Origin of the sequence: Paraburkholderia xenovorans LB400 (assembly GCF_000013645.1) — a bacterium.
GTDB lineage: Bacteria > Pseudomonadota > Gammaproteobacteria > Burkholderiales > Burkholderiaceae > Paraburkholderia > Paraburkholderia xenovorans.
Map to the genome: position 1 here is coordinate 330253 of NC_007951.1, position 19810 is coordinate 350062.

Annotated in this window: 18 protein-coding genes; 13 read left to right on the top strand and 5 right to left on the bottom strand. The window is 64.4% G+C overall.

Going from position 1 to position 19810, the window contains the following annotated elements:
- Nucleotides 1-127 precede the first annotated feature (127 nt).
- The gene (locus BXE_RS01475; protein WP_007179452.1) at nucleotides 128-337 is read right to left on the bottom strand and encodes a twin transmembrane helix small protein; all 210 of its coding nucleotides are present in this window, start codon (nucleotides 335-337) and stop codon (nucleotides 128-130) included.
- Nucleotides 338-448: 111 nt separating this feature from the next.
- Between BXE_RS01475 and BXE_RS01480 the strand changes: the two genes are divergently transcribed.
- The 5 genes from BXE_RS01480 (at nucleotide 449) to BXE_RS01500 (ending at nucleotide 4563) form a co-directional block, all read left to right on the top strand.
- The gene (locus BXE_RS01480) at nucleotides 449-1165 is read left to right on the top strand and encodes an SURF1 family protein (RefSeq protein WP_011486669.1); all 717 of its coding nucleotides are present in this window, start codon (nucleotides 449-451) and stop codon (nucleotides 1163-1165) included.
- Nucleotides 1166-1234: 69 nt separating this feature from the next.
- Nucleotides 1235-1897, top strand: a complete 663-nt coding sequence (locus tag BXE_RS01485; protein ID WP_011486670.1) for an SCO family protein — start codon at nucleotides 1235-1237, stop codon at nucleotides 1895-1897.
- 22 nt (nucleotides 1898-1919) lie between these two features.
- On the top strand, nucleotides 1920-3029 hold the full coding sequence (locus BXE_RS01490) for a COX15/CtaA family protein (RefSeq protein ID WP_011486671.1): 1110 nt from the start codon (nucleotides 1920-1922) through the stop codon (nucleotides 3027-3029).
- Nucleotides 3030-3035: 6 nt separating this feature from the next.
- Nucleotides 3036-3941: a heme o synthase gene (gene cyoE, locus BXE_RS01495; protein WP_011486672.1), complete on the top strand. Its 906-nt coding sequence runs from the start codon at nucleotides 3036-3038 to the stop codon at nucleotides 3939-3941.
- A 4-nt stretch (nucleotides 3942-3945) separates the two neighbouring features.
- Nucleotides 3946-4563, top strand: a complete 618-nt coding sequence (locus BXE_RS01500; protein WP_011486673.1) for an SCO family protein — start codon at nucleotides 3946-3948, stop codon at nucleotides 4561-4563.
- Between the two features lie 66 nt (nucleotides 4564-4629).
- On the opposite strand, the gene BXE_RS01505 is transcribed toward BXE_RS01500, so the two are convergent.
- Complete coding sequence (locus BXE_RS01505) at nucleotides 4630-4920, bottom strand: YciI family protein (protein ID WP_011486674.1); 291 nt, start codon at nucleotides 4918-4920, stop codon at nucleotides 4630-4632.
- A 253-nt stretch (nucleotides 4921-5173) separates the two neighbouring features.
- Here BXE_RS01505 and BXE_RS01510 point away from each other — a divergent pair, with 253 nt between their 5' ends.
- Both BXE_RS01510 and BXE_RS01515 read left to right on the top strand, forming a co-directional pair.
- The gene (locus BXE_RS01510) at nucleotides 5174-7018 is read left to right on the top strand and encodes a methyl-accepting chemotaxis protein (protein ID WP_081435474.1); all 1845 of its coding nucleotides are present in this window, start codon (nucleotides 5174-5176) and stop codon (nucleotides 7016-7018) included.
- A 261-nt stretch (nucleotides 7019-7279) separates the two neighbouring features.
- Nucleotides 7280-8092 (top strand): MetQ/NlpA family ABC transporter substrate-binding protein, encoded by an 813-nt coding sequence (locus BXE_RS01515; RefSeq protein ID WP_011486676.1) that lies wholly within the window; start codon nucleotides 7280-7282, stop codon nucleotides 8090-8092.
- Nucleotides 8093-8106: 14 nt separating this feature from the next.
- On the opposite strand, the gene BXE_RS01520 is transcribed toward BXE_RS01515, so the two are convergent.
- Nucleotides 8107-9033, bottom strand: coding sequence for a bifunctional helix-turn-helix transcriptional regulator/GNAT family N-acetyltransferase (locus BXE_RS01520; protein ID WP_011486677.1), 927 nt, complete (start codon nucleotides 9031-9033; stop codon nucleotides 8107-8109).
- A 374-nt stretch (nucleotides 9034-9407) separates the two neighbouring features.
- On the opposite strand from BXE_RS01520, the gene BXE_RS01525 reads away from it, so the two are divergent.
- The 6 genes from BXE_RS01525 (at nucleotide 9408) to BXE_RS01550 (ending at nucleotide 18399) form a co-directional block, all read left to right on the top strand.
- Nucleotides 9408-10142: a GntR family transcriptional regulator gene (locus BXE_RS01525; RefSeq protein ID WP_007179442.1), complete on the top strand. Its 735-nt coding sequence runs from the start codon at nucleotides 9408-9410 to the stop codon at nucleotides 10140-10142.
- A gap of 115 nt (nucleotides 10143-10257) precedes the next feature.
- Entirely contained in the window at nucleotides 10258-11361 is a 1104-nt protein-coding gene (gene nagA, locus BXE_RS01530; protein ID WP_011486678.1) for an N-acetylglucosamine-6-phosphate deacetylase, read from the top strand.
- Entirely contained in the window at nucleotides 11354-12361 is a 1008-nt protein-coding gene (locus tag BXE_RS01535) for an SIS domain-containing protein (protein ID WP_011486679.1), read from the top strand. Before nagA ends, BXE_RS01535 begins: the two co-directional genes overlap by 8 nt.
- A 38-nt stretch (nucleotides 12362-12399) precedes the next feature.
- Nucleotides 12400-14964, top strand: coding sequence for a phosphoenolpyruvate--protein phosphotransferase (gene ptsP / locus BXE_RS01540; protein ID WP_011486680.1), 2565 nt, complete (start codon nucleotides 12400-12402; stop codon nucleotides 14962-14964).
- A gap of 84 nt (nucleotides 14965-15048) precedes the next feature.
- Nucleotides 15049-16836, top strand: coding sequence for an N-acetylglucosamine-specific PTS transporter subunit IIBC (gene nagE / locus BXE_RS01545; RefSeq protein WP_011486681.1), 1788 nt, complete (start codon nucleotides 15049-15051; stop codon nucleotides 16834-16836).
- A gap of 240 nt (nucleotides 16837-17076) precedes the next feature.
- Entirely contained in the window at nucleotides 17077-18399 is a 1323-nt protein-coding gene (locus BXE_RS01550; protein ID WP_011486682.1) for a DUF1996 domain-containing protein, read from the top strand.
- Nucleotides 18400-18519: 120 nt separating this feature from the next.
- On the opposite strand, the gene cydX is transcribed toward BXE_RS01550, so the two are convergent.
- Together cydX and cydB are read right to left on the bottom strand one after the other, a co-directional pair.
- On the bottom strand, nucleotides 18520-18636 hold the full coding sequence (cydX, locus tag BXE_RS01555; RefSeq protein WP_011486683.1) for a cytochrome bd-I oxidase subunit CydX: 117 nt from the start codon (nucleotides 18634-18636) through the stop codon (nucleotides 18520-18522).
- A gap of 28 nt (nucleotides 18637-18664) precedes the next feature.
- On the bottom strand, nucleotides 18665-19801 hold the full coding sequence (gene cydB / locus BXE_RS01560) for a cytochrome d ubiquinol oxidase subunit II (protein ID WP_011486684.1): 1137 nt from the start codon (nucleotides 19799-19801) through the stop codon (nucleotides 18665-18667).
- Nucleotides 19802-19810: the final 9 nt, after the last annotated feature.

A 19810-nucleotide genomic window follows, 5' to 3' on the forward strand; every position in this document is an offset into this window, starting at 1 on the left:
TGCGGGCCATTCGCGCAACGTCTTTCGGGACGCGGCGCACGAGCAGTACGCAAGACTTATGCAGCGCCGCCCTCGACCCTGTCAGGGCGGCGTTTTGTTTGGCGGCGTGGAGAGAGTTCCGCCGGGCTCAGCGCCCGTAGGGAATGCCGGTCGATTGAATCCAGCCCATCCAGTGAGCGAACAGGATGAACAGGAACAGCGAGATCGACAGACCCACCCGCGTGGCGAGCGACCAGACCATCCGCTTGGTTTTGCCCTTGTCATGCATCATGAAGTACAGCGCCGACACCATGCTGGCGATGATCAGGACGAAGGCGATGGGAACGAGAATGTGCATGGAACCAGCTGAAATCAGGAAGCGCAGAGGCAAGACGTTTATTATCGCACCGCGCGCCGGCGTTTGCCGCACGGCTCCCGTAACGCCGCGAGTGGCCCTGGAGCGTGCCCGATGAAGATTCGCCTCGTGCCCGCGCTGCTGATTCTGCTGGTGATCGTGGTAACCGTGCGGCTGGGTTTCTGGCAGCGCGACCGCGCGCATCAGAAGGAAGCGCTCGAAGCGCGCATCACGCAGTTCGAGAACGCGCCCGCGCAGCCGGTGAGCGCCGCGCCGGTCGAACTGAAGGACATCGAGTTTCATCACGTGAAGGCGCGCGGCAGTTTCGTCGCGGATAAAGTCGTCTACCTCGATAATCGTCCGTATAACGACCAGCCGGGCTTTTACGTCGTGATGCCTTTTAAACTGGCCGACGGCGGCTACGTGCTGGTCAATCGCGGCTGGCTGCCGCGCAACATGAACAATCGCGAAACCATCGCGCCGTACACGACGCCGCAAGGCGAAATCGAAATCGAAGGCATTGCGCGGGCGGACGCGTCGCGTGCTTTCGAGTTGGGGCAGGGTGGTTCGGCCGAGCATCAGCTGATCCGCCAGAATCTGGACACCGCCGCGTACGCCGCGGAAACCGGCCTGCCGCTGCAGTCGTTCGTGATCCAGCAATTGAGCGACGACGGCGACCAACTGGTGCGCGACTGGCCCGCGCCTACCAACGGCGTCGAGCGCAACTATGGCTACATGTTCCAGTGGTGGGGCATGGCGGCCGCGGCGCTGGTCTTCGGCCTGTATGCCGCGCGCCGCGCCGCGAAGAAAGAGCACGCGCCGGGCGTGTAACGCAGCCCATGCGGCTTCGCGGCCAGAGCCGGGCCGCGAAGCCGTGCAATCAATGAAAGAGGTCCTGTAGTGTCGACGCAATCTCCCCGTTCGCCGCAAGCCGGCAAACCCGCCGCACCCAAAGTCATGCCCGGCCAGCCCAACGGCAAAGGCTCGTGGGAGCGCGGCCGCTGGATCCTGCTGCTGCTCGCGATCATCTGCGCCGCGCCGATCGCCGTGTCGTATTTCACGTACTACGTGATCAAGCCGACCGGCGGCAGCACGAGCTACGGCACGCTGGTCGAACCGCAACGCCCGATTCCCGATTCGCTCGTGGTCACGGGCGAAGACGGCAAGCCCGTCAAGTTCGCCACCCTGCGCGGCCACTGGCTGTTGATCTCGGTCGACAACACTGCATGCGACAAGGCGTGCGTCACCAAGCTCTACTTCATGCGACAAATCCGCGCAGCTCAGGGCCCGGAACGCGAGCGCGTCGTGGAAGTGTGGTTGCGCACCGATGCAGGCAACGTCGCAGACGTGATACAAAAGGCCTATCCCGACACCAACATGATGATCGCCGATCCGGCGCAGGTGGCCGCGTGGCTGCCTACGGAGAGCGGCACGAAAATCACCGACCACATCTACATGGTCGATCCGAACGGCAACCTGATGATGCGATTCCCGAAAGATCCGAACCCCAGCAAGATCAAGGGCGACGTGACCAAGCTGCTCAAATGGTCGAGTATCGGCTGATGCCGCAACCTGGGTAAAAGAGATGTTCGTACTGCAACTGGCTTTGATCGGCTTGTGTATCGCGTTGTTGCCGCTGTCCTACGTGTGGGTCAAGGCCGACGACAACAAATTCCGCAAGCTGGTCTGGCTCACCACCTTCCTCACGCTCGATCTGGTGATGTTCGGCGGCTTCACGCGGCTCACCGATTCGGGGCTCGGCTGTCCGGACTGGCCGGGCTGTTACGGCACGTCGTCGCCGTTCATCGCGCATGCGGCGATCACGGCCGCGCATCAGGCAATGCCCACCGGGCCCGTCAGCATGACGAAGGCGTGGATCGAAATGATCCACCGCTACTTCGCGATGGCGATCGGCGTGCTGATCATCGCGCAGACCATCATTGCCTGGACGGCGCGCGTCAAACGGCGTCCGTTGCACGTGTCGCCGTGGTGGCCGACCTCGTTGCTGCTGCTGATTCTGGTGCAAGGCGCGTTCGGCGCCTGGACCGTGACGATGAAGCTGCAACCGGTCATCGTGACGACGCACTTGCTGCTCGGCCTCGCGCTGCTGGGCACGCTCGGCTGGTTGGCCGCGCGGCAGACGCCGTTGCCTGCTTACGAGCCCGAAGCCGCGCGCTGGCGCGCAGCCGCGCTCGCGGGTCTGGTGCTGCTGATTGCGCAAATTGCGCTGGGCGGCTGGGTCAGCACGAACTACGCAGTGCTCGCATGCACCGATTTCCCGACCTGCAACGGCCAATGGGTTCCGCCGATGGACTTCGCGCACGGCTTCCACCTGTGGCGCGCGCTCGGCATGACCGGCGACGGCGACGTGATTACCCAGGACGCGCTGGTGGCGATTCACTGGACGCACCGCACGTTCGCTATCGTCGTGGTCGCTTATCTGGTGTGGCTGACGCTGAAGCTGCGCCGCTTCGAGTCGCTGCGGCGGCCGGCCAACGGCGTGCTGCTGGTGGTGCTGATCCAGTTCATCACAGGGCTGTCGAACATCGTTCTGCAATGGCCGTTGCCCATTGCGGTGGCGCATAACGGTGGGGCCGCGATCCTGCTGCTTCTGCTCGTTATGTTAAACTTTCGGATCGCTTATAGCCGTCCCGGCCGCGCCGTGTTCCCAGCGCGCGATGCCGCGCCAGCGTGACTCCACATGGACAGCACAACACTTTCCCAAACGCCCGGTAGCCGGGTCTCCCAGTACATCGCCCTGACGAAGCCGCGCGTCACGCAACTCGCCGTGTTCTGCGCAGTCATCGGCATGTTCCTGTCGACGCCCGGCATGGTGCCGTGGACTCCGCTGATCGGCGGCACGGTCGGCATCTGGTTGCTGGCCGGCGCGGCGTTCGCCATCAATTGCCTCGTCGAACAGAAAATCGACGCGAAGATGCGCCGCACCTCGTGGCGTCCATCCGCGCGCGGCGAAATCACCACCGCGCAGATTCTGCTGTTCTCGGCCGTGCTCGGCGGCCTCGGCATGTGGACGCTGTACACGTTCGCCAATCCGCTCACCATGTGGCTCACACTGGCCACGTTCGTGGGCTATGCGGTCATCTATACGCTGCTGCTCAAGCCTGCCACGCCGCAGAACATCGTGATCGGCGGCGCCTCGGGCGCCATGCCGCCGGCGCTCGGTTGGGCGGCGGTCACCGGCCATGTGCCGGGCGACGCGTGGATTCTGGTGCTGATCATCTTCGTGTGGACGCCGCCGCATTTCTGGGCGCTCGCGCTGTATCGCCGCAAAGACTACGAAAACGCCGGCCTGCCTATGCTGCCGAACACGCACGGCGAGAAGTACACGCGCCTGCATATTCTGCTGTACACGGTCATCCTGTTCGCGGTCACCATGATGCCCTTCATCTCCGGCATGAGCGGCGTGGTGTACCTCGCGGCGGCCGTGCTGCTGGGCGCCTTGTTCCTTGCCTATGCGTGGAAGATCTATCGGGAGTACTCGGACGATCTGGCGCGCAAGACTTTCCGTTATTCGATCGTCTATCTCTCGCTGCTGTTTGCGGCGCTGCTGATCGACCACTATGCGCGCGTCCTGATCGGCGCGTAATACCATGCTCAAAAACCGCTTCGCGCGTACGGCGCGTGCTGCCGTGATAGCCTGCGCGCTCGGCGGCGCCTTGCTGGTGGCGGGCTGCGGCAAGCAGCCGCCGGCGTTCCAGAATCTCGACATCACCGGCAATACGCAATTCGCGAGCAACTTCTCGTTGCCCGACACGTCCGGTCACATCCGCACAATGGCGGACTACAAAGGCAAGGTGGTGGTGCTGTTCTTCGGCTACACGCATTGCCCGGATGTTTGTCCGACCACGATGGCCGAGCTCTCGCAGGCGTTGCAGCAACTCGGCCCGGAAGACGCGAAGCGCGTGCAGGTGCTGTTCGTCACCGTCGATCCCGAGCGTGATACGCCGGCCTTGCTCGCGCAATACGTGCCGGCGTTCAACCCGACGTTCGTCGGCTTGCGGCCGGCCGATCAGGCGCAACTCACCAGGATCACGAAAGACTTCCGCGTCTACTACGCGAAGGTGCCGGGCAAGACACCTGACAGCTACACAATGGACCACACGGCAGCGAGCTACGTGTTCGACACGGACGGCAAGCTGCGTCTGTTCGCCCGTGACGGCCAGGGCGCAACGCCGTGGGTTCACGATATCAAGCTGCTGCTCGACTGACGCACCGACCCGTGCGGGCCGTGTCACATCACGCGCCCGCTTTCAACGCCCCTCGCTTTACCACGCTCAAGCCGGAATCGGCAGATTCAATCCCGCCGCAAGCCGCGTCGTCCTGAATTCCGTCACCTCGTAGCGCGCAAGGTTTTGCTGCGCGAACGGGTCGCTGGCGAGAATCTCATCCATCTTATCGCGCTCGATCCGCACCGCCAGAATGATGCCGCCGTCGCGCGGCACCTTCGGCCCTGCGGCGACAAACACGCCTGCTTCAAACTGTCGCGCCAGAAACGCGCGATGCGCTTCCAGCGCGTCGTCGATGCGATCGAGCGATGCGGTGTAGATGAGGTCGATGACGTACATGCTGTTCTCTCGAGCAGTGAAATGAGCCGCCGGAACGTGCGGCGAAGCCCTCGATTATCGGTCAGAGCGCGACTCACTGCGCGCGATCAGCCAGCCCGCACGCCGCGGGTCCATGCCGACGGTTTCCTTACAGCATCTCTCAAGTCGGCCGTCCGCAGTGCCGTTATATCGGTGGCAATCGTTTGCGCGCAACGCGGCACTGCGTGCTCGCGACTGCGAACGGAATATGACTCACACGAGAGAGACCACAACAATGAGCAGGATGAGTTTGAATCGCAAACTATGGTTGTCGCTCGCGCTCGTCTGGCTGGGCCTGCTGGGTGTCGGGGTGTGGAGCGCGGTCGAAACGCGCGGCACGATGCTGGCCGAGCGCAAGGCGGGCATGGTGAATCTGGTCGATGCGGCGCAAGGCATCGTGAGCGGCTATTACGCGCTTTCGCAAAGCGGCAGGATGAGCGAAGCCGATGCGCAGCGCGAAGCGCTCGCCCGTCTCGCGGCCATGCGTTACGGCGAATCCGGCTATCTGTTCGTGATGGATTCGAAGCCGGTGGTGCTGATGCATCCCACGCTGCCGCAAATGACCGGCAAGGCGGTCGGCGACTTCAAGGACCCGGACGGCAAGCTCCTGTACGTGGCGATCGTCGACGCGGCCAAGGCGAGCGGGCGCGGCTTCGCGCAGTATCGCGGACGCCTGCCGCACAGCGAAACGGCAGTGCCGAAACTCAGCTACGTGGTGCGCTTCGCGCCGTGGGACTGGAACATCACGAGCGGCGTGTTCATCAAGGACATCGACACGGCCTACTACGAAACGCTGCTGGGTCACCTTGCCGTCGTGCTGGTGATCGGCGCGGTCATCTCGCTGGCGATGCTGCTGATCATCCGCAACGTGCGCGCGAGTCTCGGCGGCGAGCCCGGCCAGGCGGCGCGGCTCGCGGCGAGTATTGCGCAAGGCGATCTGACGCAGGTGGTCGAGGTTCGTCCGCACGACAAGACCAGCATGATGGCGGCCATGAACGAAATGCAGAATCGGCTGCAGCGGACCATCGGCGAGATTCGTCGCTCGGCGGAATCCATCGCATCGGCTACGCAGCAGATTGCGGCGGGCAACAGCGATCTGTCACAGCGCACCGAGCAGCAGGCCGCTTCGCTGCAGGAAACGGCGGCGAGCATGGAAGAGCTCACCGCAACGGTCAAGCAGAACGCCGACAACGCGCGGCAGGCGAGCGGACTTGCGCATAACGCGTCCGAAATCGCGACGCGCGGCAACGACGTGGTGAGCCGCGTGATCGGCACGATGGGCGAGATCAACGACAGCTCGCGGCAGATTGCGGAGATCATCGGCGTGATCGAGGGCATTGCTTTTCAGACCAACATTCTTGCGCTGAACGCGGCCGTCGAAGCTGCGCGTGCCGGTGAGCAGGGGCGCGGCTTTGCCGTCGTCGCGGGCGAAGTGCGCAGCCTCGCGCAGCGTTCGGGAACCGCGGCCAAGGAGATCAGGCAGTTGATCAGCGCGTCGGTGGAGCGCGTGCACAACGGCTCGACCCTCGTGCAGCAGGCCGGCACGACGATGGGCGAGATTCTGCAAGCCGTGCAGCGCGTGACCGACATCATGGGTGAGATCGCTGCGGCATCCGAAGAGCAGAGCAGCGGCATTTCGCAGGTTGGCCGCGCCGTCACGCAGATGGACGAAGTGACGCAGCAGAACGCGGCGCTCGTCGAGCAGGCGGCGGCCGCGGCGGCTTCGTTGCAGGATCAGGCGGGGCGCCTGCGTGAAGCAGTGAACGCGTTTCGCGTGGATGGTGCTGAAGATGGCGCGCAGGGTTCGGCTGTGGTGGCGGCGCGCAGAGTGACGGCGACGGTGACCCAGGCGGCGACAGCGCGCGACATCGGCGCGGGATCGCAATCTGCGCCGGCATCGGCACGCGCGGAGCCTAAGCTGCCGGCGTCAGCAAGGGCAGCCGGCGCATCGGCGTCGGTCTCTGCGCTGGCATCGGCATCGGCCACGCCTGTCGCGAGCGCGAAGCCGGCCGCCGCGCCGCGCGCAGCAGCCGAGACCGCCAGGGCCACCCAGTCCGACGACGACTGGACCGCGTTCTGACCACATTCTGACCGCGGCGGACCGCGTACCGCTCGCTCCCGCGCACACGCGGTCTCGCCCGGTCCAACGCGCATAACCATATGCGATCGAGGTATTTCCCATCTCGCCGGGCGTATGAGACCATTTGCGGTCCAGTTGGCGACGCATTGCCAGAAGCAATGTTTGCTGCCGGCTTCCACCCGAATCTGACATCGATCAGAAATCGATGACTTGTCGAAAAACTCGTCGACAAAGCCTTCGATCAGAAACAGCGAGAATCACATGCAGCGCAGAAATATCCTCAAAGCCCTCTCAGCAGTCATCGCCGGCGCGGCGATCGTCACCAGCTTCGGCGCGCACGCCGACGACAAAGTGATCAAGGTCGGCACCATCGGCGGCCCGGACGCGCAAATCTGGGAAGTCGTCACGAAAGTGGCGAAGCGCGAAGGCCTGAACGTGAAGGTGGTCGAATTCAACGACTACGTGCAGCCGAACGCCGCGCTCGACGCCGGCGATCTCGACGCGAACAGCTTCCAGCACCAGCCGTACCTCGACAGCCAGATCAAGCAGCGCGGCTACAGGATCGTCAACGTCGGCCTCACGTACATCTCGCCGCTCGGCATCTATTCGAAGAAGCTGAAGTCGTTGAAGGATCTGCCGCAAGGCGCGAAGGTCGCGGTGCCGAACGATCCGTCGAACGAAAATCGCGCGCTGCTGTTGCTGCAAACGCAAGGCGTGATCAAGCTGAAGGCCGGCGCCGGCACGAACGGCAATAACGCGACGCCGCTCGACGTCGCGGAAAATCCGAAGAAGATCAAGCTGATCGAACTGGACGCCGCGCAACTGCCGCGCTCGCTGTCGGATGTCGACGCCGCCGCGATCAACACGAACTTCGCGTTGGCCGCCGGCCTGCAGCCGACCAGAGATGCGATCGCGCTCGAAGACGTGCATAGCCCGTACGCGAACCTGATTGCCGTGCGCACGCAGGATAAAGACAAGCCGTGGGTCAGGAAGCTGGTTGCCGCGTATCAGTCGGAAGACGTGCGCCAGTTCATCAAGACGCAGTTCAAGGGCTCGGTGGTGCCGTCGTTTTAAGCCGCGACGCTTTTCTACAGATCCAGCTCCCATCGCTCGATCGTCAGGTCCCGGCCGAAGCGGCGCTCAGCCGCTGCGCTGGCAAGCCTGAAGCCGGCGCGCTCGCACAGGCGCCGTGGTTGTTCCAGCGAGGTGGCCGTTGTCAGCGTGAGCTTGGTATAGCCCGCGCGCCTTGCGAAGCGCATGCATTCGCTCAACAACTGGCTGCCGATCCCCAAACGCTGCACGTCCGGCTCCACCCACAGGAGCCGCACGCCCGCCACCGTCGTCGACACTCCGACGATGCAGACCGAGCCGACCACCACGCCTTCCTGCTCGGCCACCCAGCACATCTCCCGCAGCGGATCGTTGCGTTGCGTGTAATCGGCGACGATTCGCGCGAGCAATCCTTCAAACGACTGATCCCAGCCGTATTGCGCGGCGAACCACTGCGCCTGCCGATACACGAGCCAGCCGCATTCGCCCGCGCGCGGCTGGCGGAGCGTCACGAGTTCGTGCCTGGGCTCGGTCCCGAGTAGCCGTTCGATCACTTTCATCGCAGCGATCAACTGATCCTGCGAGAGCGGCGAGAGTCCGGCGAGCAGCGTCGACACTTCTTCGATCGCCGCGGTATCGAGCGGCGCGTAGGCGGCGTAGCCGTTGTCCGTGAGCGCGATCAGCGATTGGCGCGCGTCGGTGTCGGACGGGCGGCGCGTGATCAGATTGCGTCGTTCGAAACTGGTCAACAGGCGGCTGAGATAACCGCTGTCGAGACCGAGGGCGCGCCCGAGCACCGAGGCGGTTTGCGCGCGCCCCCGGTGGAGTTCGTGCAGCACGCGCACCTCTGTGAGTGAGAAGGCGCTCTTTGCCAGATGCTCGTGGAGTGCGCCAATGTGCTGGGCGTAGAAGCGGTTGAAATGGCGGACGGCCTGAGCACGCCGCCGCGCCTCGGAATCGGTCAAATGCTGCTCCCCGGGGGAATTTTTGTGGCTTGCTACCCAGCACTATATTGGAACGCCCCCCTTTGCAAAAGCCGCTCCAGCAAGGGCCCGATTGAAGTGGTATTAAAAAGGTATCGATCACGGCTCCCGTTCTGGCGGGCTGAAAAGCGTATTTGCACCACCTGGCCGCCTTCCTGAGCGGCGAATGCGGGTAAATCCTGAGTCCCGAAAACCCCTCCCCAACCCCTGCAAATACCCCTTCGAGCCTTATCCGGCAAGGCTTTGCACGGCATCATACCAACATGGAACCAGTCGATTGACTGGTATTATGTTGGTTATATAATGGGCTCTCATTTTTCGTAGGCCTACCTTTTCGCGACGGCCGCCGGAGTCTCATGGAAACTCGCTGGTCCGCACTGATGCCTGACGCCCGCAACGTCACGCCGCTCTATTTGCAGCTCGCGCGCAATCTTGCGACAGCGATTCATTGCGGCGTGTGGTCGGCGGGCGAGGCGCTGCCCTCGGAGCGTACGCTTTCGGACGCGATCGGCGTGTCGCGCATCACGGCACGCAAGGCGATCGAGTTGCTGGTCGAGCAAGGCCTGATCCGGCGCGCGCGTGGCGCGGGCAGTTTCATCACGCCGCGCGTCGAAGACCCGCTCTCGCGGCTCACCGGTTTCACGAAGAAGATGCAGCAGCGTGGTTTCCGGCCGGATTCGGTATGGCTCGAGCGCGATATCCGCGCCGCCAACCGTGACGAACTGGTTCATCTCGGGCTGTCGCCCGGCGCGGCGGTGGCGAGTCTGCGGCGCTTGCGGCGCGCGGACGGCATCGTCATGGCGGTCGAGCATTCGGCGCTGCCGGCCGCGATCGTGCCCGACCCGCAAGCCATCGGCGATTCGCTTTACAGCTATCTCGAACATCGTGGCGCGGCGGTCGTGCGCGCGCTGCAGCACTTTCGCGCGGTCAACGCTTCGAGCGAGATCGCCGCGTTGATGGATATCGAACCGCGCTCGGCGCTGCTGGTCATTACCCGTATTGGCTATAGCGCCGACCAGCGCGCAATCGAGCTCACCGACACGTATTGCCGCGACGATTACTACGACTTTGTCGCTGAATTGCGCACCTGATCGGCTCGACCAGGCAGCGCTCGAAGCCTGCAACTCAAGCTGCGCAGCCAGCGTGCGCAGCCGCCCTCAGGCGCCATTCAGTCACGCCCCGTATCACGCCTCACCAGAGAGACTCATGCTGACCGGAAACATACTCACCACCGATGGGTGGATTCACGGCACGCTCGAATACGAAAACGGCCGCATCACGGCGCTCGCCGGCGACCGCGTCGATCCGTCGACCAACGACGCGCCGTACATCCTGCCCGGCTTCATCGATCTGCACGTGCATGGCGGCGGCGGCGCCGACGTGATGGAAGGCGACCGCGCGATCGAAACCATCACCCGCACGCATGCGCGCTACGGCACGACAAGCCTGCTCGCCACCACCATGACCGCGCCGCGCGACGAATTGATGAGCGTCGTTGCGGGGCTCGGCCACAACGCGCGGATCCGCACGCCGGGCGGCGCGCGCGTGCTCGGCGTGCATCTGGAAGGGCCGTACATCAATCCCGGCAAGCTCGGCGCGCAACCGGACGCGGCGGTCTCGGCGGTAATGGACGAAGTGCTGAAGTATCTGTCCATCGCGCCGATTCGCGTGGTCACGCTGGCGCCGGAGATTGCCGGCCATATGGAGATCATCTCCGAGATGGCGGCGCGCGGCGTGCGCGTGCAACTGGGCCATTCGCTCGGCACCTACGACGACGCCGTCGCCGCGCTCAAGCACGGCGCCTGCGGCTTCACGCATCTGTTCAACGCGATGTCGCCGCTGCACCATCGCAATCCCGGACTCGTCGGCGCGGCGCTCGCGCACGCCGAGTTCGCCGAAATCATTCCCGATCTGCTGCACGTGCATCCGGGTGCGATCCGCGCGGCGTTGCGCGCGATTCCGCGTCTCTACGTGGTCACGGACAGCACCTCGGCCACCGGCATGCCCGACGGCGAATACCGCCTCGGCAGCCAGCATGTGACGAAGTGCCTCGGCGGCGTGCGTCTCGCCGACGGCACGCTCGCCGGCAGCACCCTGACGATGGATCAGGCGCTGCGCAATCTCGTGTCGATCGGCTTGCCGATCGCCGATGTATCGAACCGTTTGTCGCGCTACGCCGCCGACTACCTGGGCATCGAAGACCGCGGCCGCATCGCGCGCGGTGCATGGGCCGACGTGGTCGTGTTCGATCGTGAACTGGCGTTGAGCGCGACTTACGTCGAAGGAGAAGCAATTGTCGAATATGCTTAAAGAGGCGCTGGCGTCCGCTGAAACGGTCGCCGCGCAACTCATGGATACCTCGCGCGTCGAGGCATTGGCGGCGAAGCTTGCGCAGCAGCCGCGTCATGTCGCGCTGACGGTCGCGCGCGGCAGCTCCGACCATGCTGCGAGTTACTTCGCCAGCCTGACGATGAGCCGCCTCGGCGTGCCGGTCGCCTCGCTGCCGATGTCGGTCGCCACGCTCCAGCAAGCGCCGCTGCAGGTGTGCGATCAGCTCGCGCTGGCCTTCTCGCAATCGGGCAAGAGCCCGGATCTGGTCGGCACGATGGAAGCGCTGCGCAAAGCGGGCGCCTTGACGGTAGCCGCTGTCAACGTGTCGGGCTCACCCCTGGCCGACGCGTGCGAATTCGAGTTGCCGCTCGTCGCCGGTCCGGAACTGAGCGTCGCGGCCACCAAGAGCTATATCGCGATGCTGTCGATTTCCGCGCAACTCGTCGCGCATTGGCAGAAAGACGCCGAACTGCTCGCGGCGTTGAAGACGCTGCCCGAAGCACTGCGTGCGGCAGGCAAGCTCGACTGGTCGAATGCCGTGGAGGAATTGCGCGGCGTGGAGCGCATGATCGTGATCGGTCGCGGTCTGGGTCTTGCAATCGCGCAGGAAGCCGCGTTGAAACTGAAGGAAACCTCCGGCATTCAGGCCGAAGCGTTTTCGAGCGCGGAAGTGCGTCACGGTCCGATGGAACTGATCGACCGCGACTACCCGCTGCTGGTCTTCGCACCGCGCGGTCCGGAACAGGCCGGCTTGCTGCAACTCGCGCGCGACATGCAGGCGCGCGGCGCCCGTGTTCTGCTCGCGGCGCCGGCCGACGTGCCGGAAGCCACGCTGCCGCTCGCCATCACCGCTCATGCGGCGCTCGATCCGATCGCCGCCATCCTGTCCTTTTACGTGATGGCAGCCGGCCTTGCCGCCGCGCGCGGGCGCAATCCCGATGCGCCGCGCCATCTCAACAAAGTCACCGAAACTCACTGACGAGAAATCAGATGCGACGTGTCGAGGAGTCCCGCTTGATGAGCCATTCTGAAGGCCATATCGTTTTACTCGCGCCCATGACCGGTCCGGTCGTGCCGCTCGCGAACGTGCCCGACCCGGTGTTTTCGGGCGGCATGTTCGGCGACGGCATCGGCATCGATCCGCTCGAGGGCCGGCTCGTCGCGCCCTGCGACGGCACCGTGACGCATCTCGCGCGCACCGGTCACGCGGTGACGCTGGCGACTGCCGAAGGCGCCGAGATTCTGCTGCATATCGGTATCGATACGGTTGCGCTGAACGGCAAGGGCTTTGCGCCGATGGTCGCGCAAGGCGCCCACGTGCGAGCCGGCCAGGTGCTGATCGAGTTCGACCAGGATCAGGTGGCGCTGAATGCGCCGAGCCTTGTTTCTGTGGTCGCGATCGCCAATTCCGATGCGTTCGAAATCGTCGAGCGCGTGCAAGGCGGCCTGCTGAAGGCGGGCGAAACGCCGCTGCTGGTGCTGCGCGCGCGCGGTGGCGCGGCGGCCGAGGCTTCGCGTCAGGCGAGTGCGACGAACGTCGCGGAAGAAGCGCGTCAGCAAGTCACGCTGGTCCATGCGGGCGGTCTGCATGCACGTCCGGCGGCGCGTGCCCGTGAAGCGGCGCGCGGTTTCGATGCACGCGTCGAAGTGCGTTACGAAGGGCGTAAGGCGGCGATCGAAAGCGTGGTCGGTTTGCTGGGACTCGGCGCAGGTGAAGGCGCGACGGTCGAATTGCTCGGCATCGGTCCGCAAGCCAGAGCCGCGATCGAAGCCATTGCGCACGAATTGACGCGTGAAGCACAGGGTGAAGCGGAAGAAAAACCCGCGCGTGAAAGTTCGCCGGCGCCGCAGGCCGTGGGGCATGCGGCAGACGAAGCGCTCGCCCCGAATACGCTTGCCGGCGTCTGCGCCGCACCGGGCGTCGCGGTCGGCAAGCTGGTGCGCTGGGACGACGCGGATATCGATCCGCCGGAGAAGGCGGCCGGCACGTCGGCTGCGGAAAGCCGGTTGCTCGACAAGGCGATTGCCACTGTCGATGCGGACCTCGGCACGACCGTGCGTGACGCATCGCAACGCGGCGCGGTCGGCGAAGCGGGCATTTTCGCGGTGCACCGCGTGCTGCTCGAAGATCCCACGCTGCTCGACGCCGCGCGCGATCTGATCAGCCTCGGCAAGAGCGCCGGCTTTGCATGGCGCGCAGCGATCCGTGCGCAGATCGCCATCCTCGCGAAAATCGAAGACGCGTTGCTCGCGGAACGCGCCGCCGATCTGCGGGACATCGAGAAGCGTGTTCTGCGCGCGCTCGGTTATACGAACGCCGCGTCGCGCACGTTGCCGGAAGAAGCGGTGCTCGCAGCGGAAGAGTTCACGCCGTCGGATCTGTCGACGCTGGATCGCTCACGCGTTACCGCACTGGTGATGGCGCGTGGCGGCGCGACCTCGCACGCGGCGATCCTCGCGCGTCAGGCAGGCATTCCCGCGCTGGTGGCAGTCGGCGACGCGCTGCATGCAATCCCTGAAGGCACGCAAGTGGTGGTGAACGCCACGACCGGGCGCCTCGAATTCGCACCGACCGAGCTCGACGTCGAACGCGCACGTCTGGAGCGCTCGCGTCTTGCCGGTGTACGCGAAGCCAATCGCCGCACCTCGCAGCAGGCGGCCGTCACGTCCGATGGCCGTGCAATCGAAGTGGCCGCGAACATCGCCACGCTCGACGACGCGAAAACCGCCGTCGAAAACGGCGCCGATTCTGTCGGCCTGTTGCGCACCGAACTGTTGTTCATTCACCGCGCCGCCGCGCCGACCACGGACGAACATCGTCAGAGCTACCAGGCAATCGTCGATGCGTTGAGCGGCCGCACCGCGATCATCCGCACGCTGGATGTCGGCGCGGACAAGGAAGTGGATTACCTGACGCTGCCGCCCGAGCCGAATCCCGCGCTCGGCCTGCGCGGCATCCGCCTCGCGCAAGTGCGCCCGGATCTGCTCGACGATCAGTTGCGCGGTCTGCTCGCGGTGCGTCCGCTCGGTGCCGTGCGCATTCTGCTGCCGATGGTGACCGATGTCGGCGAATTGATCCGCATCCGCAAGCGTATCGACGAATTCGCGCGCGAGTCGGGCCGCACGGAGCCGATCGAAGTCGGCGTAATGATCGAAGTGCCGTCGGCGGCGCTGCTCGCCGATCAACTGGCGCAACACGCGGATTTCCTCTCGATCGGCACCAACGATCTGACGCAATACACGCTCGCGATGGACCGTTGCCAGGCCGACCTGGCCGCGCAGGCGGACGGCCTGCATCCGGCTGTGCTGCGCCTGATCGCGGCCACCGTGCAAGGCGCCGGCAAACACGGCAAATGGGTCGGCGTGTGCGGCGCGCTGGCGGGCGATCCGCTTGCAATGCCGCTGCTCATCGGCCTCGGCGTGACCGAGTTGTCGGTCGATCCGGTTTCGGTGCCGGGCATCAAGGCGCGGGTGCGCAACCTCGATTATCAGCTGTGCCGTCAACGCGCCCAGGATGCCCTGGCGCTCGAATCGGCGCAGGCGGTAAGAGCAGCAAGCCGCGAAACCTGGCCTTTGGACTGAACCCAAACGGTCCGCAGCCGGGCTTCGTTCAAACACTACGTACAGCTACAAAACTCAACGAAGAGACAAGGATTGGAGGTATCAATGGATGGGAATCCGTTTCTGAAAATTCAGCGGCTGGGACGCGCGCTGATGCTGCCGATCGCGGTGCTGCCGGTTGCCGGCCTGCTGCTGCGACTCGGCCAACCCGATGTGTTCAACATCAAGATGATCGCCGACGCCGGCGGCGCGATCTTCGACAACCTGCCGCTGCTGTTCGCGATCGGCGTGGCAGTCGGCTTCGCGAAAGACAACAACGGCGTGGCGGGTCTGGCCGGCGCGATCGGTTATCTGGTCGAAGTCGCGGTGATGAAGGACATCAACGACAAGCTCAACATGGGCGTGTTGTCAGGTATCGTGGCGGGTATCGTGGCGGGCTTGCTGTACAACCGATACAAGGACATCAAGCTGCCCGACTACCTCGCGTTCTTCGGAGGGAAACGCTTCGTGCCGATTGTCACGGGGGTGGTCTGCCTCGCGCTCGGTATCGTGTTCGGCTATGTGTGGCAACCGGTGCAGGCCGTGATCGATACGGCCGGCCACTGGCTGACCACCGCCGGTGCGCTCGGCGCGTTCGTGTTCGGCGTGCTGAACCGTTTGCTGCTCGTCACGGGTTTGCATCACATCCTCAATTCGCTGACGTGGTTCGTGTTCGGCACGTTCACGCCGCCGGGCGGCGCCCCGGTGACGGGCGACCTGCATCGCTTCTTCGCGGGCGACCCGACTGCGGGCACCTTCATGACGGGCTTCTTCCCGGTCATGATGTTCGGCCTGCCGGCTGCCTGTCTCGCGATGTTCCACGAAGCGCCGAAGGAGCGCCGCGCGGTGGTCGGCGGCCTGCTGTTCTCGATGGCGCTTACGTCGTTCCTGACGGGCGTGACCGAGCCGATCGAATTCAGCTTCATGTTCCTCGCACCGGTGCTGTACGTGATCCACGCGTTGTTGACGGGCCTTTCGCTCGCGATCTGTTCGGCGCTCGGCATTCACCTCGGCTTCACGTTCTCCGCAGGCGCAATCGACTACGTGCTGAACTACGGTTTGTCGACGCGAGGCTGGTGGGCGATTCCGATCGGCCTCGTCTATATGGTGGTGTACTACGGGCTGTTCCGCTTCTTCATCCGCAAATTCAACATGGCGACGCCGGGCCGCGAACCCGCCGCAGCCGACGAACAGGTCGATTCGTTCAGCGCGGGCGGCTTTGTCTCGCCGGTCGCCGGCGCAGCCGTGCCGCGTGCGCAGCGTTATATCGCGGCGCTTGGCGGTGCGGCGAATCTGTCGGTGGTGGATGCGTGCACGACGCGTCTGCGTCTGTCGGTGGTCGATTCGAACAAGGTCTCCGAAAACGAACTGAAGACGATTGGCGCGCGCGGCGTGCTCAAGCGCGGCTCGACTAACGTGCAGGTGATCATCGGACCGGAAGCGGACATCATCGCCGACGAAATCCGCACGGTGATCGCGCAAGGTGGCGGCCATGCGGTGACGCCGGCCGCTGCTGCCACGGCTACTGCCGCTGCGGCGGTTGCGCCGGTCGCGGCCGCGGGCGATCAGGCCCGGGGCGGCCCGCTCGATCCCGATCCGCTGCGCTGGCTCGCCGTGTTCGGCGGCGCGGGCAACGTGGTGTCGCTGGACGCGGTGGCGGCAACGCGTCTGCGTGTGGTCGTGCGCGATCCGTCGGCGGTCGATCGTCAACGCCTGGCGACGCTCGATACCGCATGGGTTTCGGCGGACACGTTCCATATCGTCGTCGGCGAGGCCGCGCAGCGCTACGCTGAAAAGCTCGCGACGCGTCTGTCGCCGGGTACGGGTGCCGGCGCGGCGCCGCAGCCCGCGTAATTCCATCGGCGCTTCGAGCCGCGCCGACTTCGGTCTACCGCGCGGTTCGCGAGCTACGATAATCGAGAAGCCTCCGGAATTCCGGAGGCTTTTTTTGTACGGCGCGATACGCACGCTTGCCGGTGCGGCGCAGCAGCGCAGCGACGGCCTGATCCGAAAACAATTGGGTAAGCTAACTAATGAGATTCGAGTGCCTTGTCATACCGGCAAGGCGTGTTCGTTCACGCTCAGGAGTTGCCCATGTCAATGCGATCAGCAATCTGTTTGATGTTCTTCCTGCCGGCCGGCGTCGCTTATGCCGGTGGCCAGTTCAACGTCCAATGCGCGTATTCGCATACGCTGCCTGACGATGCGATCATCTATCCAGGCCAGCCTGGCAGGGCTATGGTGCATGACTTTTTCGGGAACACCGGTGCCGATGCATACAGTACGTACTACTCGCTGAACGACAACAAGGTGAGCACCTGTAATGTCGCGGCGGATCCTTCGTCGTACTGGGTTCCGCAGTTAAAGCGCGCGTCGGGAATTGTAGTGCCGGGCTATCAGAAGACCTACTACAAGAACGATCAACCGGTGGTTCCGCTGCACACGATCCCAGCGGGGCTGGAAATGCTGGCGGGCGATCATCGTTCATCCTCGCCCAAGCCGCAGATCAACTATCTGTGCCGCGGCGGTTCCTACACGCAAATCGCGCCGACCCGCTGCCCTGTCGTAACGGACAGCAGCGGCACCTACGCGCAGCTGGATATCTCCGTGCATTTTCCGGATTGCTGGGACGGCCGGACCCTGGTGCCGAGCATGGCCAGTCACATCATGAATATGGCCTACCGGCAGGCCGACGGCAAATGTCCAGCCGCGTATCCGGTCAAGATTCCTGAATTGCAACTCAACGTTGCATACGACCTCGGCCAGGATCCTGATCTCTCCACCGCGCAATTGTCGATGGACCCGATTCTCGTGAATGGCACGTGGGTGCCGCAGTGGGGAAGCCTGTACACGGCGCACGCCGATTTCATCAACGCCTGGAAGATCGATTCGCTGCAATACGCGGTCGACAACTGCTCCAATGCGGATATCGCGTGCAGCAACAGCATTCCGACGTATTACTCGAAGGCGAGCGCCGATGTGTGGATGGACGGCAGTGGTGTCGCGCATGCGAGCGATAGCACGATGATCTCGGACGCGGCAAGTACCGTGTTGATCAAATTTCCGACGCCCACCGACCTGAAGGATTATCCGTACACCAATTCGTATCTGCAGACGCTTGCGCAGAACGTGACGGATACGAGCGCGGTGACGCTGGATATTTACGCTGCTTCCACGAACTGGAATGACACCGCGAACCTGCCAACGACGGCGGCCTGCAACACGAATCAGCGCATCGGCGGCATCTACCTGGATAACGCGCTGCAGCCGCGCATCAACGACATTACGCGCTATGTCGCGTCTCAAGTCGCCGCGGGCGCGTCGCAGATCGGCGTTTGCATTCGCAACGCGACTGGCCGGACCGTGCAGATTTCTTCACGCGACGGTACACGAACACCCGCGCTGTTCATGAAGTAGCGCGCCCGGTGTGAAAGCAGGCGGGCGCCATATTCCGTTGAGCCGCGCACAAAAAAACGGCACCTCGAATTCAAGGTGCCGTCCGTTTCTTCCACCGGCACGCGGCCGGCCGAGGGCGCGTCAATGCGTCTTAGGCTTGCCCGCTTCCAGCGGCCGGCGCGATTCGAGCCACATCACGTTGATGATACCGAACGCCAACGCCACGCCGATTCCGAGAATCCAACTGAAATACCACATCACAAACTCCTGTCAGGCGTAGTGCCGGTCAATACATTGAATGGTGATTCTCTTCGAGCGCCGCCGCGGTCACCTTGCCGCGCATCACGCGATACACCCAGCTCGTATAGATCAGGATGAGCGGCAGGAACACGATCACGGCGATCAGCATGATCTGCAGCGTCATGCGGCTCGAGGTGGAATCCCACACGGTGAGGCTGCTGCGGCCGTCGAGCGAGGAGGGCATGATGAACGGGAACATCGAGAAGCCCGCCGTGAGGATCACGCCGATGATCATCAGCGAGGTCGCCAGAAAGGCGCTCTTCTCGAAGCGCGAGCGCGCGAGCAGCGTGGCCAGCACACCGCCCGCCAGACCGGCCACCGGCGCGGCCACCATCCACGGATAGGTCGCGTAGTTGGCCAGCCACAAACCGGGCGCGCCGGTCACGCTCTTGAGCAGCGGATTGGCCACCGTGTCGAGCGGCGCGGCGTCGACCAGCTGATAGCCGCCGATCATCGTGGCGATCAGCGCGCCGGCAATCAGGAACAGCACCACGGCCGCGAACGAAGCGATCCGCAGCGCGAGCGATGCGCGCTCGGCCACGATGTCGTCCGCTTTCATCTTCACGAAGGCGGCGCCATGCGCGGCCAGCATCGACACGCTGACGAGCCCGCACAGCACCGCGAACGGGTTGAGCAGCGCGAAGAAGCCGCCGTGATAGGTCACGCGCAGATCGGTGTCGAACGAGAACGGCACGCCTTGCAGCAGGTTGCCGAACGCGACGCCGAACACGAGAGCCGGCACGAAGCCGCCGACGAACAGTGCCCAGTCCCACGCGCTGCGCCAGCGCGGATCCTCACGCTTGCTGCGGTAGTCGAAGCCGACCGGCCGGAAGAACAGCGAGAACAGCACCAGCAGCATGGCGAAATAGAAGCCGGAAAACGACGCCGCGTACACCAGCGGCCACGCGGCGAACATCGCGCCGCCCGCGGTGATGAGCCAGACCTGATTGCCTTCCCAGGTCGCGCCCACCGTATTGACGACGATGCGCCGCTCGGCGTCCGTCTTGCCGATGAACGGCAGCAGGATCGCCGCGCCCATGTCGAAGCCGTCGGTGAGTGCGAAGCCGATCAGCAGTACGCCGATCAGTACCCACCAGATCAGTTTGAGGGTTGCATAATCCATGATGATCTT